Source organism: Pseudomonas sp. Rh2, from assembly GCF_040762985.1.
In the GTDB taxonomy this organism is placed as follows: Bacteria; Pseudomonadota; Gammaproteobacteria; order Pseudomonadales; family Pseudomonadaceae; genus Aquipseudomonas; species Aquipseudomonas taiwanensis.
Map to the genome: position 1 here is coordinate 4313972 of NZ_CP142890.1, position 15415 is coordinate 4329386.

At 61.8% G+C, this 15415-nt stretch carries 13 protein-coding genes; all 13 read right to left on the reverse strand.

Features of this window, described 5'->3' with window-relative positions; genetic code table 11:
* Positions 1–309: 309 nt before the first annotated feature.
* The 13 genes from astE to acs all read right to left on the reverse strand — a co-directional run bounded on the left by astE (position 310) and on the right by acs (position 15046).
* Entirely contained in the window at positions 310–1317 is a 1008-nt protein-coding gene (gene astE, locus VXM67_RS19675; protein ID WP_023381588.1) for a succinylglutamate desuccinylase, read from the reverse strand.
* 10 nt (positions 1318–1327) lie between these two features.
* A complete protein-coding gene (locus VXM67_RS19680; RefSeq protein ID WP_023381589.1) occupies positions 1328–1615 on the reverse strand; it encodes a hypothetical protein in 288 nt (95 codons plus the stop codon).
* 14 nt (positions 1616–1629) lie between these two features.
* The gene (astB, locus tag VXM67_RS19685; RefSeq protein ID WP_287168341.1) at positions 1630–2979 is read right to left on the reverse strand and encodes an N-succinylarginine dihydrolase; all 1350 of its coding nucleotides are present in this window, start codon (positions 2977–2979) and stop codon (positions 1630–1632) included.
* Positions 2980–3002: 23 nt separating this feature from the next.
* Positions 3003–4466, reverse strand: coding sequence for a succinylglutamate-semialdehyde dehydrogenase (astD, locus tag VXM67_RS19690; protein WP_023381591.1), 1464 nt, complete (start codon positions 4464–4466; stop codon positions 3003–3005).
* Positions 4467–5495 carry an arginine N-succinyltransferase gene (gene astA, locus VXM67_RS19695; RefSeq protein WP_023381592.1) on the reverse strand — a complete coding sequence of 343 codons (1029 nt, stop codon included), beginning with the start codon at positions 5493–5495 and terminating at the stop codon, positions 4467–4469. It lies immediately after the preceding gene.
* A 55-nt stretch (positions 5496–5550) separates the two neighbouring features.
* Positions 5551–6570, reverse strand: coding sequence for an arginine/ornithine succinyltransferase subunit alpha (gene aruF / locus VXM67_RS19700; RefSeq protein ID WP_023381593.1), 1020 nt, complete (start codon positions 6568–6570; stop codon positions 5551–5553).
* A 144-nt stretch (positions 6571–6714) separates the two neighbouring features.
* The gene (locus tag VXM67_RS19705) at positions 6715–7935 is read right to left on the reverse strand and encodes an acetylornithine transaminase (RefSeq protein WP_023381594.1); all 1221 of its coding nucleotides are present in this window, start codon (positions 7933–7935) and stop codon (positions 6715–6717) included.
* A gap of 488 nt (positions 7936–8423) precedes the next feature.
* Complete coding sequence (argR, locus tag VXM67_RS19710; RefSeq protein ID WP_367237334.1) at positions 8424–9404, reverse strand: transcriptional regulator ArgR; 981 nt, start codon at positions 9402–9404, stop codon at positions 8424–8426.
* Between the two features lie 99 nt (positions 9405–9503).
* Positions 9504–10268 (reverse strand): ABC transporter ATP-binding protein, encoded by a 765-nt coding sequence (locus VXM67_RS19715; protein ID WP_023381596.1) that lies wholly within the window; start codon positions 10266–10268, stop codon positions 9504–9506.
* Between the two features lie 22 nt (positions 10269–10290).
* Complete coding sequence (locus tag VXM67_RS19720) at positions 10291–10989, reverse strand: ABC transporter permease (protein WP_023381597.1); 699 nt, start codon at positions 10987–10989, stop codon at positions 10291–10293.
* Positions 10986–11675 carry an ABC transporter permease gene (locus VXM67_RS19725; RefSeq protein ID WP_023381598.1) on the reverse strand — a complete coding sequence of 230 codons (690 nt, stop codon included), beginning with the start codon at positions 11673–11675 and terminating at the stop codon, positions 10986–10988. Before VXM67_RS19725 ends, VXM67_RS19720 begins: the two co-directional genes overlap by 4 nt.
* 88 nt (positions 11676–11763) lie before the next feature.
* On the reverse strand, positions 11764–12549 hold the full coding sequence (locus VXM67_RS19730; protein WP_023381599.1) for an ABC transporter substrate-binding protein: 786 nt from the start codon (positions 12547–12549) through the stop codon (positions 11764–11766).
* 535 nt (positions 12550–13084) lie between these two features.
* Complete coding sequence (gene acs, locus VXM67_RS19735) at positions 13085–15046, reverse strand: acetate--CoA ligase (RefSeq protein WP_023381601.1); 1962 nt, start codon at positions 15044–15046, stop codon at positions 13085–13087.
* Positions 15047–15415: the final 369 nt, after the last annotated feature.

Genomic DNA, 15415 nt, shown 5'->3' on the forward strand with positions numbered 1-15415 from the left:
TGGGGCAAACGCGTCGACGAAACGACGGCAAAGGGCCGCATTATATCGGTCCTGCAGTCTCGATGCAGTGTGTTTATACGATAGAAACCGTCGTTTGGACGGTTTTTCGGGCTAATGCATTGGAAACGACATGGCCGGATGCTAAATCCTGCGTTTCGCTACTGGCAAGCCAATTACCGCTTACAGGGAGGGAAAATGGAACAGGCGGTGAATTAAAAGTGTTTCATGACCCGTGGGATCGGCTAGCCGTGCCGCCTGCCCCACGGGCAAACCTGCTCGCACAGGGAATGAGAGCAGGTGGCGCCGGCCTCAAACCAGATGCTGGCCCGAGTCCGGCACGATCAGGATTCCCGCCCGCAGGCCATTCTTGACCTTCGGATTAGGGAAGATGATCCGCGCCCCCTCCTCCTCGACCACCCAGCGCGTCTCGGCCAGGTCTTCGGCCAGCAGGTAGCCCTTGCTTAGCTCGGAGAAGTTCTCGATGTCCGCCGGCAGGTGCAGGTGGAAGCTATCACTGTGCTTGATGATCTCGCGGGACACGCTGAACAGTTTCAAGCCATCGAGGGCGTCCTGGGTCTCGGGCTCGGTGCCTTCGATGATTTGGACCAGGCGAGCTTCCAGGCGACTCAGATTGACCTGCTCGTTCTGGCCAAACGGACGGGCCTTGCCCAGCTCCAGCGTGAAGGCTTCCGCCTCCAGCTGCTCGTAGGTAAAGGCACTGAAGGTGATCGACGACTTGCTTTGCAGCAGCACCGCCTCCATGCCTGCGGCCGCCAGCCGGGCCAGCTCACGACGTGAATGCTTGCGCCCCTCCTTGAACGGATAAAGCGCGAACTGCTCGATCTTCGAACCGCGGATCGCAGTATGCAGGTCGTAGTGCAGGCGGGCACGCCCCGGCAGGCTGAAGAACACCCGGGCAAACTGCTCGAGCTCTGCCGCACGCAGCGCTTCATCGCCGCTGGAAAGCTCGTGACGGCCGTTGAACAGGCGATTGATATCCTGCTCGACGAAGCGCTCGCCCCGGCGGATCGCTTCCGGGTTGCCGAACAGGAAGAGAATGCGCACCTGCGGCTTGATCTTGCCACTGGCGATGCCGTGCAGCAGTTTTTCCAGCAACTCGATCGGCGCGGTCTCGTTGCCATGAATCCCGGCCGACAGCAGCAAGTCAAGTTGCTTGTCCTGCGCCTCGGGCGGACGCACCTCGAGCGCGCCCTCCCCCAGCCAACGCAAACGCACGCCCCCGACCGTTACTTGCGTCTTCTCGGCCGGTTCGTGATCGGCCAGGGTCAGGTCAAGCAATTTACCGAGGGCGAGCATAGGCGCTTCCTTAGTGGTGGTGGCCGCAATCCGGACCGTGCACGTGGTCGTCGTCACCGATTTCGGCCGGCTCCATTTCAAGCTGCAGGCTGACCAGGTTGGTGGCCATCGGGCGCAGCAAGAGGTTGGCGTACTCGGTGTCGTCTTCCTCGACGTCCACACCGATCAGCAACTGGCCGCGGCCGTCCTGCTGGATCCACACTTCCTTGCCTTGCCAGACCACGGCAAAACGGGTGCAGGAGGTTTCCAGCTGGGTGCCGTCGTCGTCTTCCAGGATCAGGCGCAGGGCGTCGGTCATTGCAAATTCTCTCTTCAAGGTTGGCGTTGGAACGGATAGACCGAGCCCAACTTAAGGATCTGGGTCAACTCATCCAGCGCGGTACGGCATTCGACCAGCAGTTGCGGGTCGGCAAGGTCCGCTTCGCCGAGGCGGTCGCGGTAGTGCTTGTCGACCCACTGTACCAGCGTGTCGTACAGCGGGGCGGTCATGATAACGCCTGGATTGACCGCCGCCAGCTCCGATTCCTTCAATGCCACGCGCAGACGCAGGCAAGCTGGCCCACCGCCGTTCTGCATGCTCTGCTTGAGGTCGAACACCTTGACCTCCTTCACCGGGCCGCCCTGGCTGGTCAACTGGTTCAGGTACGCCCAGACGCGCTCGTTGTTACGGCACTCTTCGGGCACCACCAGCAGCATCGAACCATCGTCACGGCTGAGCAACTGGCTGTTGAACAGGTAGGAGCGCACTGCGTCCTCGACCGTCACCTGTGCCCGAGGTACGCAGATGCCCTGGAAGTTACCGCCCTTGTTGGCCAGTTTAGCCTGCAGTTGGCCAAGCACCGCGCCCGTCTCCAGGAACGCATCCTCGTGATAGAACAGCACCTCGCCATTGCCCACCGAAATCACATCGTTGTGGAACACGCCCTGGTCGATCACCGCTGGGTTCTGTTGAGCGTAGACCACACCATCGTCACTCAGGCCATGCAGGCGGGCCACGGCCTGCGAGGCTTCCAGGGTCTGGCGCGCGGGGTACTTCTGCGGCGCCGGGTAGCGGCTGTCGAACGCGCTGCGACCATAGACGAAGAACTCGACACCGGCCTCACCATAGTTGCGGCAGAAGCGCGTGTGGTTGGCCGCGCCTTCGTCACCGAACTGCGCGACCGCAGGCAGCGCCGCGTGGTGGACGAAGTGCTTGTCATCAGCGAACATCGCCGCGAGTACGCGACTGGTGGTCGGGTGCTCGATGCTGCGATGGTATTTGCAGTTGAGGTTGGCAGCCGTGAAGTGCACGCGGCCATCGGCCGTGTCGGCACTGGGACTCACGGTGGCAGCGTTGGCCACCCACATGCTCGACGCCGAGCAACTGGCCACCAACAGCGGCATGGCTTCTTTGGCTGCACGCTGGATGACCTCGGCATCACTGCCAGAGAAGCCCAGACGGCGCAGCGCGGCCACATCCGGACGCTCCTGCGGCGCCAGCACGCCTTGCTTGAAGCCCATGTCGGCCAGGGCCTTCATCTTGGCCAGGCCCTGACGCGCCGCCTCACGCGGGTTGGACGTCTGCTGGCTGTTGCTCTGCGAAGCCACGTTGCCGTAAGACAGGCCGCCATAGTTGTGGGTTGGCCCCACCAGGCCATCAAAATTCACTTCATAGGATTTCATCGGCTAGGCTCCGTGACCTGTTGTTATAGAGTGACGCCCGGCGTCAATGTCGCCGGCAAGGCAAGGCTGGCGGTCTCCAGCGAAGCCACGGGGTAAGCGCAGTAGTCGGCTGCGTAATAGGCACTGGCGCGGTGGTTGCCACTGGCACCCACCCCTCCGAACGGCGCGCTGCTGGCGGCCCCGGTCAGCTGCTTGTTCCAGTTGACGATACCGGCCCGGCTACGCAGCCAGAAATACTGGTAACGGGCATGGGAGTCGGACAACAATCCGGCGGCAAGGCCGTACTGGGTGTTGTTGGCCTCATCGATGGCAGCATCGAAATCGGCGTAGCGGATTACCTGCAGCAGCGGGCCGAAGAATTCTTCGTCCGGACGCTCAGCCACGGTCGTGACATCGACGATGCCCGGCGTCAGCAGCGCGGCCTCGGCGCGTGGCTGGGTCATTTCCAGCAGGCTGGTGGCACCTTTGCCAAGCAATTCGGCCTGAGCCGCAAGCAGCGCGCGAGCGGCCTGCAGAGAAATCACCGACCCCATGAACGGCGCCGGCTGCTGGTCGAAGGCGCCGACACTGATGCCCTTGCACACCTCGACCAACCGGGCAAGCAGCCTATCGCCCCAGGCCCCTTGCGGCACCAGTAGACGCCGGGCGCACGTGCAGCGCTGGCCAGCCGAGATAAACGCCGACTGGATGATGGTGTACACCGCGGCGTCGAGGTCCTTGACCTCGTCCACCACCAACGGGTTGTTGCCCCCCATTTCCAGGGCCAGGATCTTGTCCGGACGCCCGGCGAATTGCTGGTGCAAGAGGTTGCCGGTGCGACTGGAACCGGTGAAGAACAGACCATCGATACCTGGGTTGGCCGCCAGCGCCACGCCCGTCTCCCGCGCCCCTTGCACCAGGTTCAACACACCGGCTGGCAGACCAGCGGCAATCCAGCAGTTGACGGTCAGTTCAGCGACCTTGGGCGTCAGCTCGCTGGGCTTGAACACCACGCAGTTACCTGCCAGCAGTGCCGGGACGATATGCCCGTTAGGCAGGTGGCCCGGGAAGTTGTAAGGGCCGAACACAGCGACCACGCCATGGGGCTTGTGTCGCAGCACGGCAGTGGCGTCCGCCAAAGGGCCGCTTTTCTCGCCCGTACGCTCGCGGTAGCTCTGCACCGAGATCGCGACTTTGTTGATCATGCTGGTGACTTCGGTGGCCGACTCCCACAGCGGTTTGCCGGTTTCCTCACCGATGCAGTGGGCCAGCGCCTCGGCGTGCTGCTTGAGCTGCTCGGCGAACTTCTCCAGCACATCGATACGCGCTTCGAGGCTCAGTTGGGCCCAGGCTGGGAATGCCTGGCGAGCGGCCTGCACGGCGGCGCCCACCTGACTGGCGTCTGCGCCCCGCCCTTGCCAGATCACGGCCTGGGTGACCGGGTTCAGCGATTGCAGGGCTTCACCCTGGCCAGCCTGCCACTGGCCGGCGATGTAATGCGTGGTCATTTACTTGGCCTCCCGGCTTGCCGATAGCGGCACGGCACGAACGTTGTCACCGGCACCCATGCGCAGGCGCTTGGCGGTCAGCGGGTCGACCACCAGGGTGCCCGCCGCCAAGCGCGCTGGCGCTGCCGTGATACGGCAGTCTTCGCGCTTGCGGTTGTGAATGATGTAGGGGGTGGCATCGTCACCCGGCGTACCGACGGCCAGCACCAGCGTCTGACTTTCGCGCACGGCGCGAATCTTCGAGGTTTCGCATTCGATGGCGGGACCTGCGTCGAAGATGTCGACATAACCCTGGTAGTTGAAACCTTCCTGCTTGAGCATGGCCAGCGCCGGCTCGGTGTCGGTGTGCACGCGGCCGATCACGGCGCGCGCCGCCTCGGACAGGAAGCAGGTATACAGCGGGAACTTGGGCATCAGCTCAGCGATGAACGACTTGTTGCCGACACCCGTCAGGTAGTCCGCCTGGCTGAACTCCATCTTGAAGAAGTGGCGTCCGAGGCTTTCCCAGAACGGCGAACGACCGTGTTCGTCGGACATACCGCGCATTTCGGCGATGATCTTGTTGCCGAACAGTTCCGGGAACTCCGCGATGAACAGCATGCGTGCCCGCGACAGCAGGCGACCATTGAGGCCGGAACGGTAGTCCCCCCGCAGGAACAACGAACACAACTCGGAGTTGCCGGTCAGGTCGTTGGCCAGGAACAGCGTGGGAATCTCCCGGTAGATGTTCAGTTCCTGGGAGGCGCTGACCGTCAGGCCGACCCGGTAGTTGTACCAGGGCTCACGCAACCCCACGGCTCCGGCGATGGCACTGATGCCTACCACCAGGCCTTCGTCGTTCTCCAGTACGAACAGGTAATCGGTATCACCGCGCTCGGCTTCGCCGCGGAAGCTTTTTTCGGCCCAGCCTACACGATGCCCAAGGCGCTCTTCATTGGCCGGCAGGGTGGTCAGGCCAGTGGTGCCGGTACTGCGAGCCAACTCGATCAGCGCGGGTAAATCGCTGCTGCGTACAGGACGAACGATCATGCTATCTCCTTGTGCAGCAGCCTGCGCCACCGCGAAACTCTTTAAAGCGAAGGCCTCAAACGGCAACCAGACGCACGCTGGCGCCCTCACCAACACCCAAGGCGTCGGCCGCTTCGGCAGTCAGGCTGACCGGCTTGCCCGGCACCCAGTCCAGCTCCAGCAACACCGCACGGTAGTCCTGCAACAGGCCGTTGCACACCAGGTACGGACGCCCGCCCTTGATCGGCGCATCGTCGAGCTTGACCGGCACTACACGGCTCTGGGCGATGGAACGGATGCCGGAGGTGCGTGCATGCAAGGTCGGCCCGCCATCGAAGATGTCGATGTAGTGCTCGGTCTCGAAGCCTTCACGCATGAGGATGTCGAAGGTGATCTGCGCACGCGGGTGTACCTGCCCCATGGCCTCCTGGGCCTCATCGGGCAGCAGGGGCACGTAGATCGGGTAGTGCGGCATCAGTTCGGCGAGGAAGGTCCGGCTCTTCAGGCCGCAAAGGCGCTCGGCCTCGGCGTAGTTGAGGTCGAAGAAGTTGCGGCCGATGGCGTCCCAGAACGGCGACTCGCCCTGTTCGTCGCTGTAGCCGACGATCTCGGTGACCACCGAATCGGCGAAACGCTCGGGGTGCGACGCCATGAACAACAACCGTCCTCGCGAGTTAAGTTCTGCCCAGGCACTGTTAACCAGCTCTGGCAAGACATAGAAGCTAGTCAGCAGGCTGTTGCCAGTCAGGTCATGGCACAACGACAGTACATGGATCTTGTTGTGGATCTTCAGTTCGCGAGAGGCATGCACGAAGGTTTCGTTGCGGAAGCTGTAGAACGGCTCGGAGTACCCGGCCGACGCGACGATCGCGGAGCAACCGGCCAACTTGCCGGTGGCGCTGTCCTCGAGCACGAAGAAGTAGCTCTCTTCGCCATTGAAGCTGACTTCAGCGGCAAACGACGTCTCGGACGCAGCGATCTTGTCGCCCAGGCGGGCGGTATCATCCGGCAGCGAAGTGACACCAATGGGGCTGTCGGCAGCCATGCGCTGCACTTCGTTGAGATCAGCCATTTGCGCGGGGCGCATCACCAGCATGGTGTCACTCCTTTGGGAAAACGGGCCGTTCACGACGGCGCGAAAAAACGGCAGGTGCGCAATCGCGCTTGCAAGCGCACACCCGCTCTGGAATTCAGGTATCGCTGGCCGAACAGCGGGGCCAGCGAAGCGACCGTCGGCCGATCAGCCCTTGGTCAGTTGCGCCACGGCGCGCTCGAAGCGGTTCAGGCCTTCATCGATGTCGGCATCTTCAACCACCAGGCTCGGGGCGAAGCGCACCACATCCGGGCCAGCTTGCAGCACCATCACGCCTTCTTTCTCGGCGGCGTTGAGCACGTCCTTGGCCTTGCCTTTCCAGGCCTCGGTCAGTACGCAGCCAATCAACAGGCCGACACCACGCACCTTGGAGAACAGGCCGTATTGCTGGCCGATCTGCTCCAGGCGGGACTTGAAGCGTTCGTGCTTGGCCTTGACGCCATTCAGGGTTTGCGGCGTGTTGACCACATCGAGCACGGCGCAGGCCACTGCACAAGCCAGCGGGTTGCCGCCATACGTGGTGCCATGGGTGCCGACGGCCAGGTGCTTGGCGAGTTCGCTGGTGGTCAGCATGGCGCCGATCGGGAAACCGCCGCCCAGGCTCTTGGCGCTGGTCAGGATATCCGGCGTCACGCCGTAGTGCTGATAGGCGTACAGCGAGCCGGTGCGGCCAACGCCCGTCTGCACTTCGTCGAAGATCAGCAAGGCGTTGTGCTCATCGCACAGTTTGCGCGCGCCTTCGAGGTAGGCCTTGTCGGCCGGAACCACGCCGCTCTCGCCCTGGATCGGCTCGATCACCACCGCACAGGTCTTGTCGGAGATCTGCGCCTTGAGCGCTTCCAGATCGTTGTACGGCACATGGCTGATGCCGGTGATCTTCGGGCCGAAACCGTCGGAGTACTTGGGCTGGCCACCGACGCTGACAGTGAACAGGGTGCGACCGTGGAAGCTGTTCACGGTGGCGATGATTTCGTGCTTCTCCGGGCCGAAGCGGTCATGGGCGACACGACGGGCCAGCTTGAAGGCAGCCTCGTTGGACTCGGCGCCGGAGTTGCAGAAGAAAGCACGCTCGGCGAAGGTCGCGTCCACCAGCTTGTGGGCCAGGCGCAGCGCCGGCTCATTGGTGAAGACGTTGGAAACGTGCCAGAGGGTGTTGGCTTGCTCGGTCAGCGCCTTGACCAGCGCCGGGTGGCAATGCCCCAGGGCGTTGACGGCGATACCGCCGGCGAAGTCGATCAACTCGCGGCCCGATTGATCCCAGACTCGGGAACCCTCGCCTCGCACAGGAATGAAGGCCGCCGGAGAATAGTTGGGAACCATGACCTGGTCGAAATCGGCACGTTGCACCGGGGCTTGCTCAACGGACATCTGAGTCTCCTGAAGAGGAACGCTGGCCTGGAAGTGGCGAGCGATGGGGGGGATTGTAAGGACTGATCCGCGCCTGTCCTTGCGGCCAAGCGACAACTTGTTACAGCGCTAAACCTTGTTTCAGCAAGGTTTTCGGCAATGCGACAAACACTGTCGCAATCGCGCAGTGTAACGGTAGAGATGGGCTGGGTGAACGGGGTTGGTTTTTGCAGTGCGGCCGAAATCGAGCGCCGCCCGCGCGGCGCATCGCGAGCAAGGCTCGCTCCTACACTTGTTTCCGGCCAATTATGTCTGTGCCAGACGCGCGCGACCGCCTTGTTTGTACAATCCAATATCGCGCCGTGCACCCAAGCGGTTGCGCGCAAATCCCACAGGCATGATGGGCCCGAAACAAGCGTAGGAGCGAGCCTTGCTCGCGATGCGCCGCGCGGGCGACGCTCGATTCACGCCCCCTCAAACCCAAGGCATGCGCCCCACCCCAGAAAAATTCAGCCTTTTTCGGCAGGCGCCGAACTCAGCTCGAACGGGCTGCTGCTACGCCGCTGATTGCGGTCTTCGCGCGGAGTGGCACCAAAGAAATTTCGATAGGCGCTGGAGAAATGCGGGCCCGACGAGAACCCGCAGGACAGGCCGATCTGGATGATCGACTTGCTGGTCTGCATCAGCATCTGCCGCGCCTTGTTCAGGCGCAGCTCCAGGTAATACTGGCTAGGTACCCGGTTGAGATACTGCTTGAAGATCCGCTCCAACTGCCGGCGCGAAACGCACACATACTGGGCGATCTCGTCGGTGGTCAGCGGCTCCTCGATATTGGCCTCCATCAACACCACCGCCTGAGTCAGCTTGGGATGACTGGAGCCCAGGCGATTCTGCAACGGAATACGCTGGCGCTCACCACCCTCGCGGATGCGCTCGACGACCAGCTCTTCGGACACAGCCCCGGCGAGCTCCGCACCATGGTCACGCGCCAGCACCGCCAGCAGCAGGTCGGTCACCGCCATGCCACCGCAGGCTGTAAGGCGATCGCGATCCCAATCGAACAGATGGCTGGTGGCGATCACCTTGGGAAAACGCTCGGCGAAATCATCCTGCCAACGCCAGTGCACCGCCGCACGGTAACCATCGAGCAGCCCAAGCTGGGCCATCGGATACACCCCGGCGGACAATCCGCCCATCATGCAACCGCTGCGCGCCAGCTGCTTGAGCGCGGACGACAAGGCAGAGCCCACGGCCTGCGGCGGCTCGTCCGCCAGCAGGAACAGCTTGTGGCAACCTTCGAGTCGACCGCTCCAAGGCTCGCCAGGAAGGCGCCAGGCGCCCTCCGGGGCCGGCTCCGCCTGCAGGAAGACCGTCTCATACACCACATCCGGATGCACCCGCTGCGCCACCTGCAACACGTCCTCGGCCAGCGCCAAAGTCAGGGGCTTGGTGCTGGGCCAGATGAGAAAACCGATTCGCTGGGTGGTCATAGGGTACGGTCCGAAACCTGAGGTTCTTCGAGTCTGTGGCGCCGGGTCAGGCTGCGCTTGCCGCGCAGCATGCCCTATTCTGGTGCAAAGGTGCAGCCTTTACTTCAGGCTGCCGGAGAGAAACTGCTGCAGGCGCTCCGATTTCGGGTTGGCCAGCACTTCACGCGGGCAACCTGTCTCCTCCACCAGCCCCTTGTGCAGGAACACCAGCTGGTTGGACACCTCGCGGGCGAAGCCCATTTCGTGAGTCACCACCACCATGGTGCGGCCTTCCTGGGCCAAGGCCTGCATCACCTTGAGCACGTCGCCCACCAGCTCCGGGTCCAACGCCGATGTCGGCTCGTCGAACAGCATCACCTCGGGCTCCATTGCCAAGGCACGGGCAATCGCCACGCGCTGCTGCTCACCACCGGACATATGGCCTGGGAAGGCATCCTTGCGATGGGCAACACCCACCTTGGCCAGGTAGTGCTCGGCTTTTTCAAGGGCTTCTTTCTTGCTCACCCCAAGCACATGCACCGGCGCCTCGATGACGTTCTCCAGCGCAGTCATGTGCGACCACAGGTTGAAATGCTGGAACACCATCGACAACCGCGAACGCATGCGCTGCAGTTGGCGCGGATCGGCAGCCTTCAGCGCGCCATCCTTGCCAGCGACCATCTTCAGCTCTTCGTTGTTGAGCAGGATCTTGCCGGCATGGGGCTGCTCGAGCAGGTTGATGCAGCGCAGGAAGGTCGACTTACCCGAGCCACTGGAGCCGATGATGCTGATCACATCGCCTGCCTTGGCCGCCAGGGACACACCCTTGAGCACTTCATGGCTGCCGTAGCGCTTGTGCAGGTCTTGGACTTCTAATTTGTACATGCTTTCGGTTCTCACAGAGCGATCAGTGCTTGCGCGGCGCCAGGTAGCCGAGCCAGCGGCGTTCGGCCATCTTGAACAGGCGCACCAGGATGAAGGTCAGGCACAGGTAGAACACGCCCGCCGTGATGTAGGCCTCGAAAGGCAGGTAGTACTGGGCATTGACCGTGCGCGCGGCACCGGTGATGTCGATCAGGGTCACGATGGAGGCAAGACTGGTGGTCTGCAGCATCATGATCACCTCGTTGCTGTACTGCGGCAGCGCACGGCGCAGGGCCGAGGGCAGCAGGATGCGTCGATACATCTTCATGCGCGACATGCCCACCGCCTTGGCAGCCTCGATCTCGCCATGGGGCGTGGCCTTGAGGCTACCGGCGATGATCTCGGCGGTATAGGCGCTGGTGTTGATGGCAAAGGCCAGGCACGCACAGAACGTCGCGCTCGACAGCCATGGCCAGAAGATACTCTCCCGCACCGCCTCGAACTGCGCCAGGCCGTAGTAGATCAGGAACAGCTGCACCAGCATCGGCGTGCCGCGGATCACATAGGTGTACAGCCAAGCCACGACATTCACCAACGGCTGCTTGGAGACCCGCATCAAGCCCAGCGGGATGGCCGCCAGCAGGCCGAACAACAGCGACAGCGCCAGCAGTTTCAGGGTGGTCAGCAATCCACCGAAGTACAGCGGCATCGCCTCCCAGACCACGTTGTAGTCGAAGATCATAGTTCAGCCACCTTGACGCCTACCGAGTAGCGTTTCTCGAGATACCGCAGGGCCAGCAGCGAGACACTGGTGATCACCAGGTACAACGCCGCCACCGCCAGGAAGAAGGTGAAAGGTTCACGGGTGGCATCGGCAGCCTGCTTGGCCTTGAACATCATGTCTTGTAGGCCGACCACCGAAATCAGCGCCGTCGCCTTGGTCAACACCAACCAGTTGTTGGTGAAACCGGGAATCGCCAGCCGGATCATCTGCGGCACCAGGATGCGGAAGAAGACCTGGCGATTGCTCATGCCATAGGCCACGCCGGCTTCGGCCTGGCCCTTGGGAATACCGAGGAAGGCGCCACGGAAAGTTTCCGAGAGGTACGCCCCGAAAATGAAGCCCAGCGTGCCGATACCGGCGACCAGCGGGTTCAGATCGATGTAATCGTCGTAGCCAAGCAGCGGTGCCACGCGGTTGATGATGTCCTGACCGCCATAGAAGATCAGCAGGATCAGCACCAGATCCGGAATACCACGGATCACCGTGGCGTACATGTCACCCAGCCAGGCCAACCAGCGCACCGGCGACAAGCGCAGCGCCACACCGATCAGACCGAGCACGATGGCCAGGGCCATCGACGACAGGGCGAGCTGCAGCGTCAGCCACGCCCCGTCGAGGATGACTGCCCCGTAGCCTTTCAACATGATGAGGTCCTCGACCTAGAGAAATAAAAATGGTGCAAACCTCAGAGCCTCTGCTGTTTGCACCATTGCACAGGTGAAACCCGACGTCTTACTTCGAGTCTGGACCGTAGATGTCGAAGTTGAAGTACTTGGCTTCAATTTGTTTGTATTTGCCATTGGCCCGGATAGCGTCGATGGCGGCGTTGATCCGATCGGCGTTGGCCTTGTCGCCCTTGCGCACGGCGATGCCGACGCCATCACCAAAGTACTTCACATCGGTAAACGATGGGCCGACGAAGGCGAAGCCCTTGCCAGCATCGGTCTTCAGGAAGCCGTCTTCCAGCAAGGTGGCGTCGGCGACGGTGCCATCCAGGCGGCCAGCGGCGACATCCAGGTAGATTTCGTTCTGGGTACCGTAAGGCACGACGGTGGCGCCCTTCGGAGCCAGGACTTCCTTGGCGAAGCGGTCGTGGATCGAGCCACGCTGCACACCGATTTTCTTGCCTTTGAGCTCATCCAGGCTGTCGCTGACGGTGGTGCCTTCCTTCATCACCAGGCGAGCTGGGGTCAGGTAGTAGCGCTTGGTGAAGTCCACCGACTTCTTGCGGTCTTCGGTGATCGACATGGACGACAGGATGGCGTCGATCTTGCGCACTTTCAGCGCTGGGATCAGGCCGTCGAACTCCTGCTCGACCCAGGTGCACTTGGCTTTCATTTCTTCGCACAGGGCGTTACCGATGTCGTAGTCGAAACCGGCGATGCTACCGTCGGGTTGCTTGAAGGCGAAGGGTGGGTAGGCGGCCTCGATACCGATTTTCAGCGGTTTTTCATCGGCCTGCGACACCAGGGAAAACACGGACAGCGCCAGGGCGCCAAGCAGTGCAAGCTTCTTCATCAGGTAACTCCATCGGTACGGGGCAATACGAGGCAGGAGGTAACAGCTGCCCGATATGCGAATGGGTACAACGCGAGCCGCGCAGGTTTCGACCAAGGTCGCAGACCACGAGCGAGTGAGTGGCATTTTAACGACAGCCCGAAAGCCGATATTTCTTCAAAGCGACAACTACTTACAGAAGCGCTTGAAACGGCATCGAGCGATGTTGACAGCCATTGCAAAATATGCAAAAGCGCAAGGAATAGAACCTATTGACCTAGCAATTACCGGGCCTATTATTGGCAAAGCCTTGTAGTACGGCAAGTGCAGCGTGCCGACTTGCAAAAAATGCCTACGCAAATGCACCAAAACCGCACGAACCTGTTTCTTCTTGCCCCGACCTTGTGCGAAATCGGTGACAAAGAGGGTTACCGATGAAAGTCGGGTAACAGGATGTAAGTAAAGCAAAAACCCCGCCGGTTGCCCGGACGGGGTTTTTATTGTTCACAAGGACCGCAGAGCGGCCCCATCGCCGGCGAGCCGGCCTTTGCACGATTTACGCTGAAGCCAGGCTCATCGACTTGTGGGTGTCGATCAGGTGCTGCACCACCCCTGGATCGGCCAGTGTCGAGATATCACCCAGCGCGTCGTACTCGCCGGTAGCGATCTTGCGCAGGATACGGCGCATGATCTTGCCCGAACGGGTCTTCGGCAGCCCTGGCGCCCACTGGATGACATCCGGCGAAGCGATTGGACCGATCTCCTTGCGCACCCAGTTCTTGAGCTCCAGACGCAGTTGCTCGCTGGGCTCGATGCCCGCATTGAGGGTGACATAGACATAGATGCCCTGCCCCTTGATGTCATGCGGCACCCCCACCACCGCCGCCTCGGCGACCTTGGAGTGGGCAACCATCGCACTTTCGATCTCGGCGGTACCCATGCGGTGCCCGGACACGTTGAGCACATCATCCACGCGCCCCGTGATCCAGTAGTAGCCATCTTCATCGCGACGCGCACCGTCGCCGGTGAAGTACATGCCTCGGAAAGTCTTGAAGTAGGTGTCGACGAAGCGATCGTGATCGCCAAACAGCGAACGCGACTGGCCCGGCCAGGAGTCGAGGATCACCAGATTGCCCTCGGCGGCGCCCTCGATCAGGTTGCCCAGGTTATCCACCAACGCGGGCACCACCCCGAAGAACGGACGGGTCGCCGAACCGGGCTTGAGGCCGGTAGCCCCTGGCAGCGGACTGATAAGGATGCCGCCGGTTTCGGTCTGCCACCAGGTATCGACGATCGGGCAGCGCTCTTTGCCAACGGTCTTGTAGTACCAGTTCCAGGCTTCCGGGTTGATCGGCTCGCCCACCGAACCGAGCAGGCGCAGGCTGGAACCATCGGCGCCCTCCACCGCGGCCTGCCCTTCGGCCATCATCGCGCGGATGGCGGTAGGCGCAGTGTAAAGAATGTTGACCTTGTGCTTGTCGACGATCTTCGACACGCGGGTGATATCGGGGTAGTTCGGCACGCCTTCGAACAACAGGGTAGTGGCACCGTTCGCCAGAGGGCCATAGACGATATAGCTGTGACCAGTGACCCAACCGACGTCCGCGGTGCACCAGTAGACTTCGCCCGGGCGGTAGTCGAACACGCGCTCATGGGTCAGTGCGGCATACACCAGGTAGCCGCCGGTGGTGTGCAGCACACCCTTGGGCTTGCCGGTGGAACCCGAGGTATAGAGGATGAACAGCGGCTCCTCGGCCCCCATTTCCTTCGGCGCGCAGTGGCTGGAGGCCACTTTCATCAGGTCTTCGTACCAGATATCGCGGTGCTGGTGCCAGGCGATGTCGCCACCGGTGCGCTTGCATACGATGATCTTTTGCACGCTATTGGTTTCGGGGTTGGTCAGGGCCAGGTCGACGTTGGCCTTGAGCGGCGTGCGACGGCCACCGCGCACACCTTCGTCGGCGGTGATCACCACCTTCGAGCGGCAGTCGATGATGCGCCCGGCCAGCGCTTCCGGCGAGAAGCCGCCGAACACCACCGAGTGAATGGCGCCGATACGGGCGCACGCCAGCATGGCCACCACCGCCTCTGGAATCATCGGCATGTAGATGGTCACCACGTCACCACGGTGCACGTCCTGGCCGCGCAGAGCGTTGGCGAACTTGCACACCTGCTCGTGAAGTTCGCGATAAGTGATGTTGCGGTGTTCGGAAGGGTCGTCGCCCTCCCAGATGATCGCCACCTGGTCGCCGCGCGTTTCGAGGTGGCGATCCAGGCAGTTGGAGGAAACGTTCAGAGTGCCGTCGGCGAACCATTTGATATCGACGTGGTGGTCGTCGAAAGAGGTCTGCTTGACCTTAGTGAAAGGCTTGATCCAGTCGATTCGCTGGGCCTGCTCACGCCAGAAGCCGTCCGGGTTGATCACCGATTGCTGGTACATGGCCTTGTAGGTGGCCTCGTCGGTCAGGGTAGTGGCCGCAACCTCGGGACGAACGGGATACAGTGGAGCCGCACTCATCTGTGTTACCTCGGTGTAATAGTTGTTGTTGTATGGATTCGTTTGTAACTGTACCAGAGCGGCAAAAGCCATTCGACGTTGGTAGTAGCGGGGCCCGATTTCCCCTGAAGGTTTTTTCACAAACGCTCTAGCCCGCGCCCGGCGGCCCTGCCAGAGGAAAAAACCAAGGAGGTTGCCCAGGGATTGTTACAGATTCTGTCAAAAGGCAAAAAAACTTTATCAAAACACGCTCTGTTTCACCCCACTACCTGGGCATAAACTTCACCTCGCCAACAACGGCAAGGCGATTAACTACTGGTAACAGCCCCCACGAAGGCAACTGTTAATCTCCCTCTAACTGATAGTTGAAACTTAGCTGTACTCGCGGCG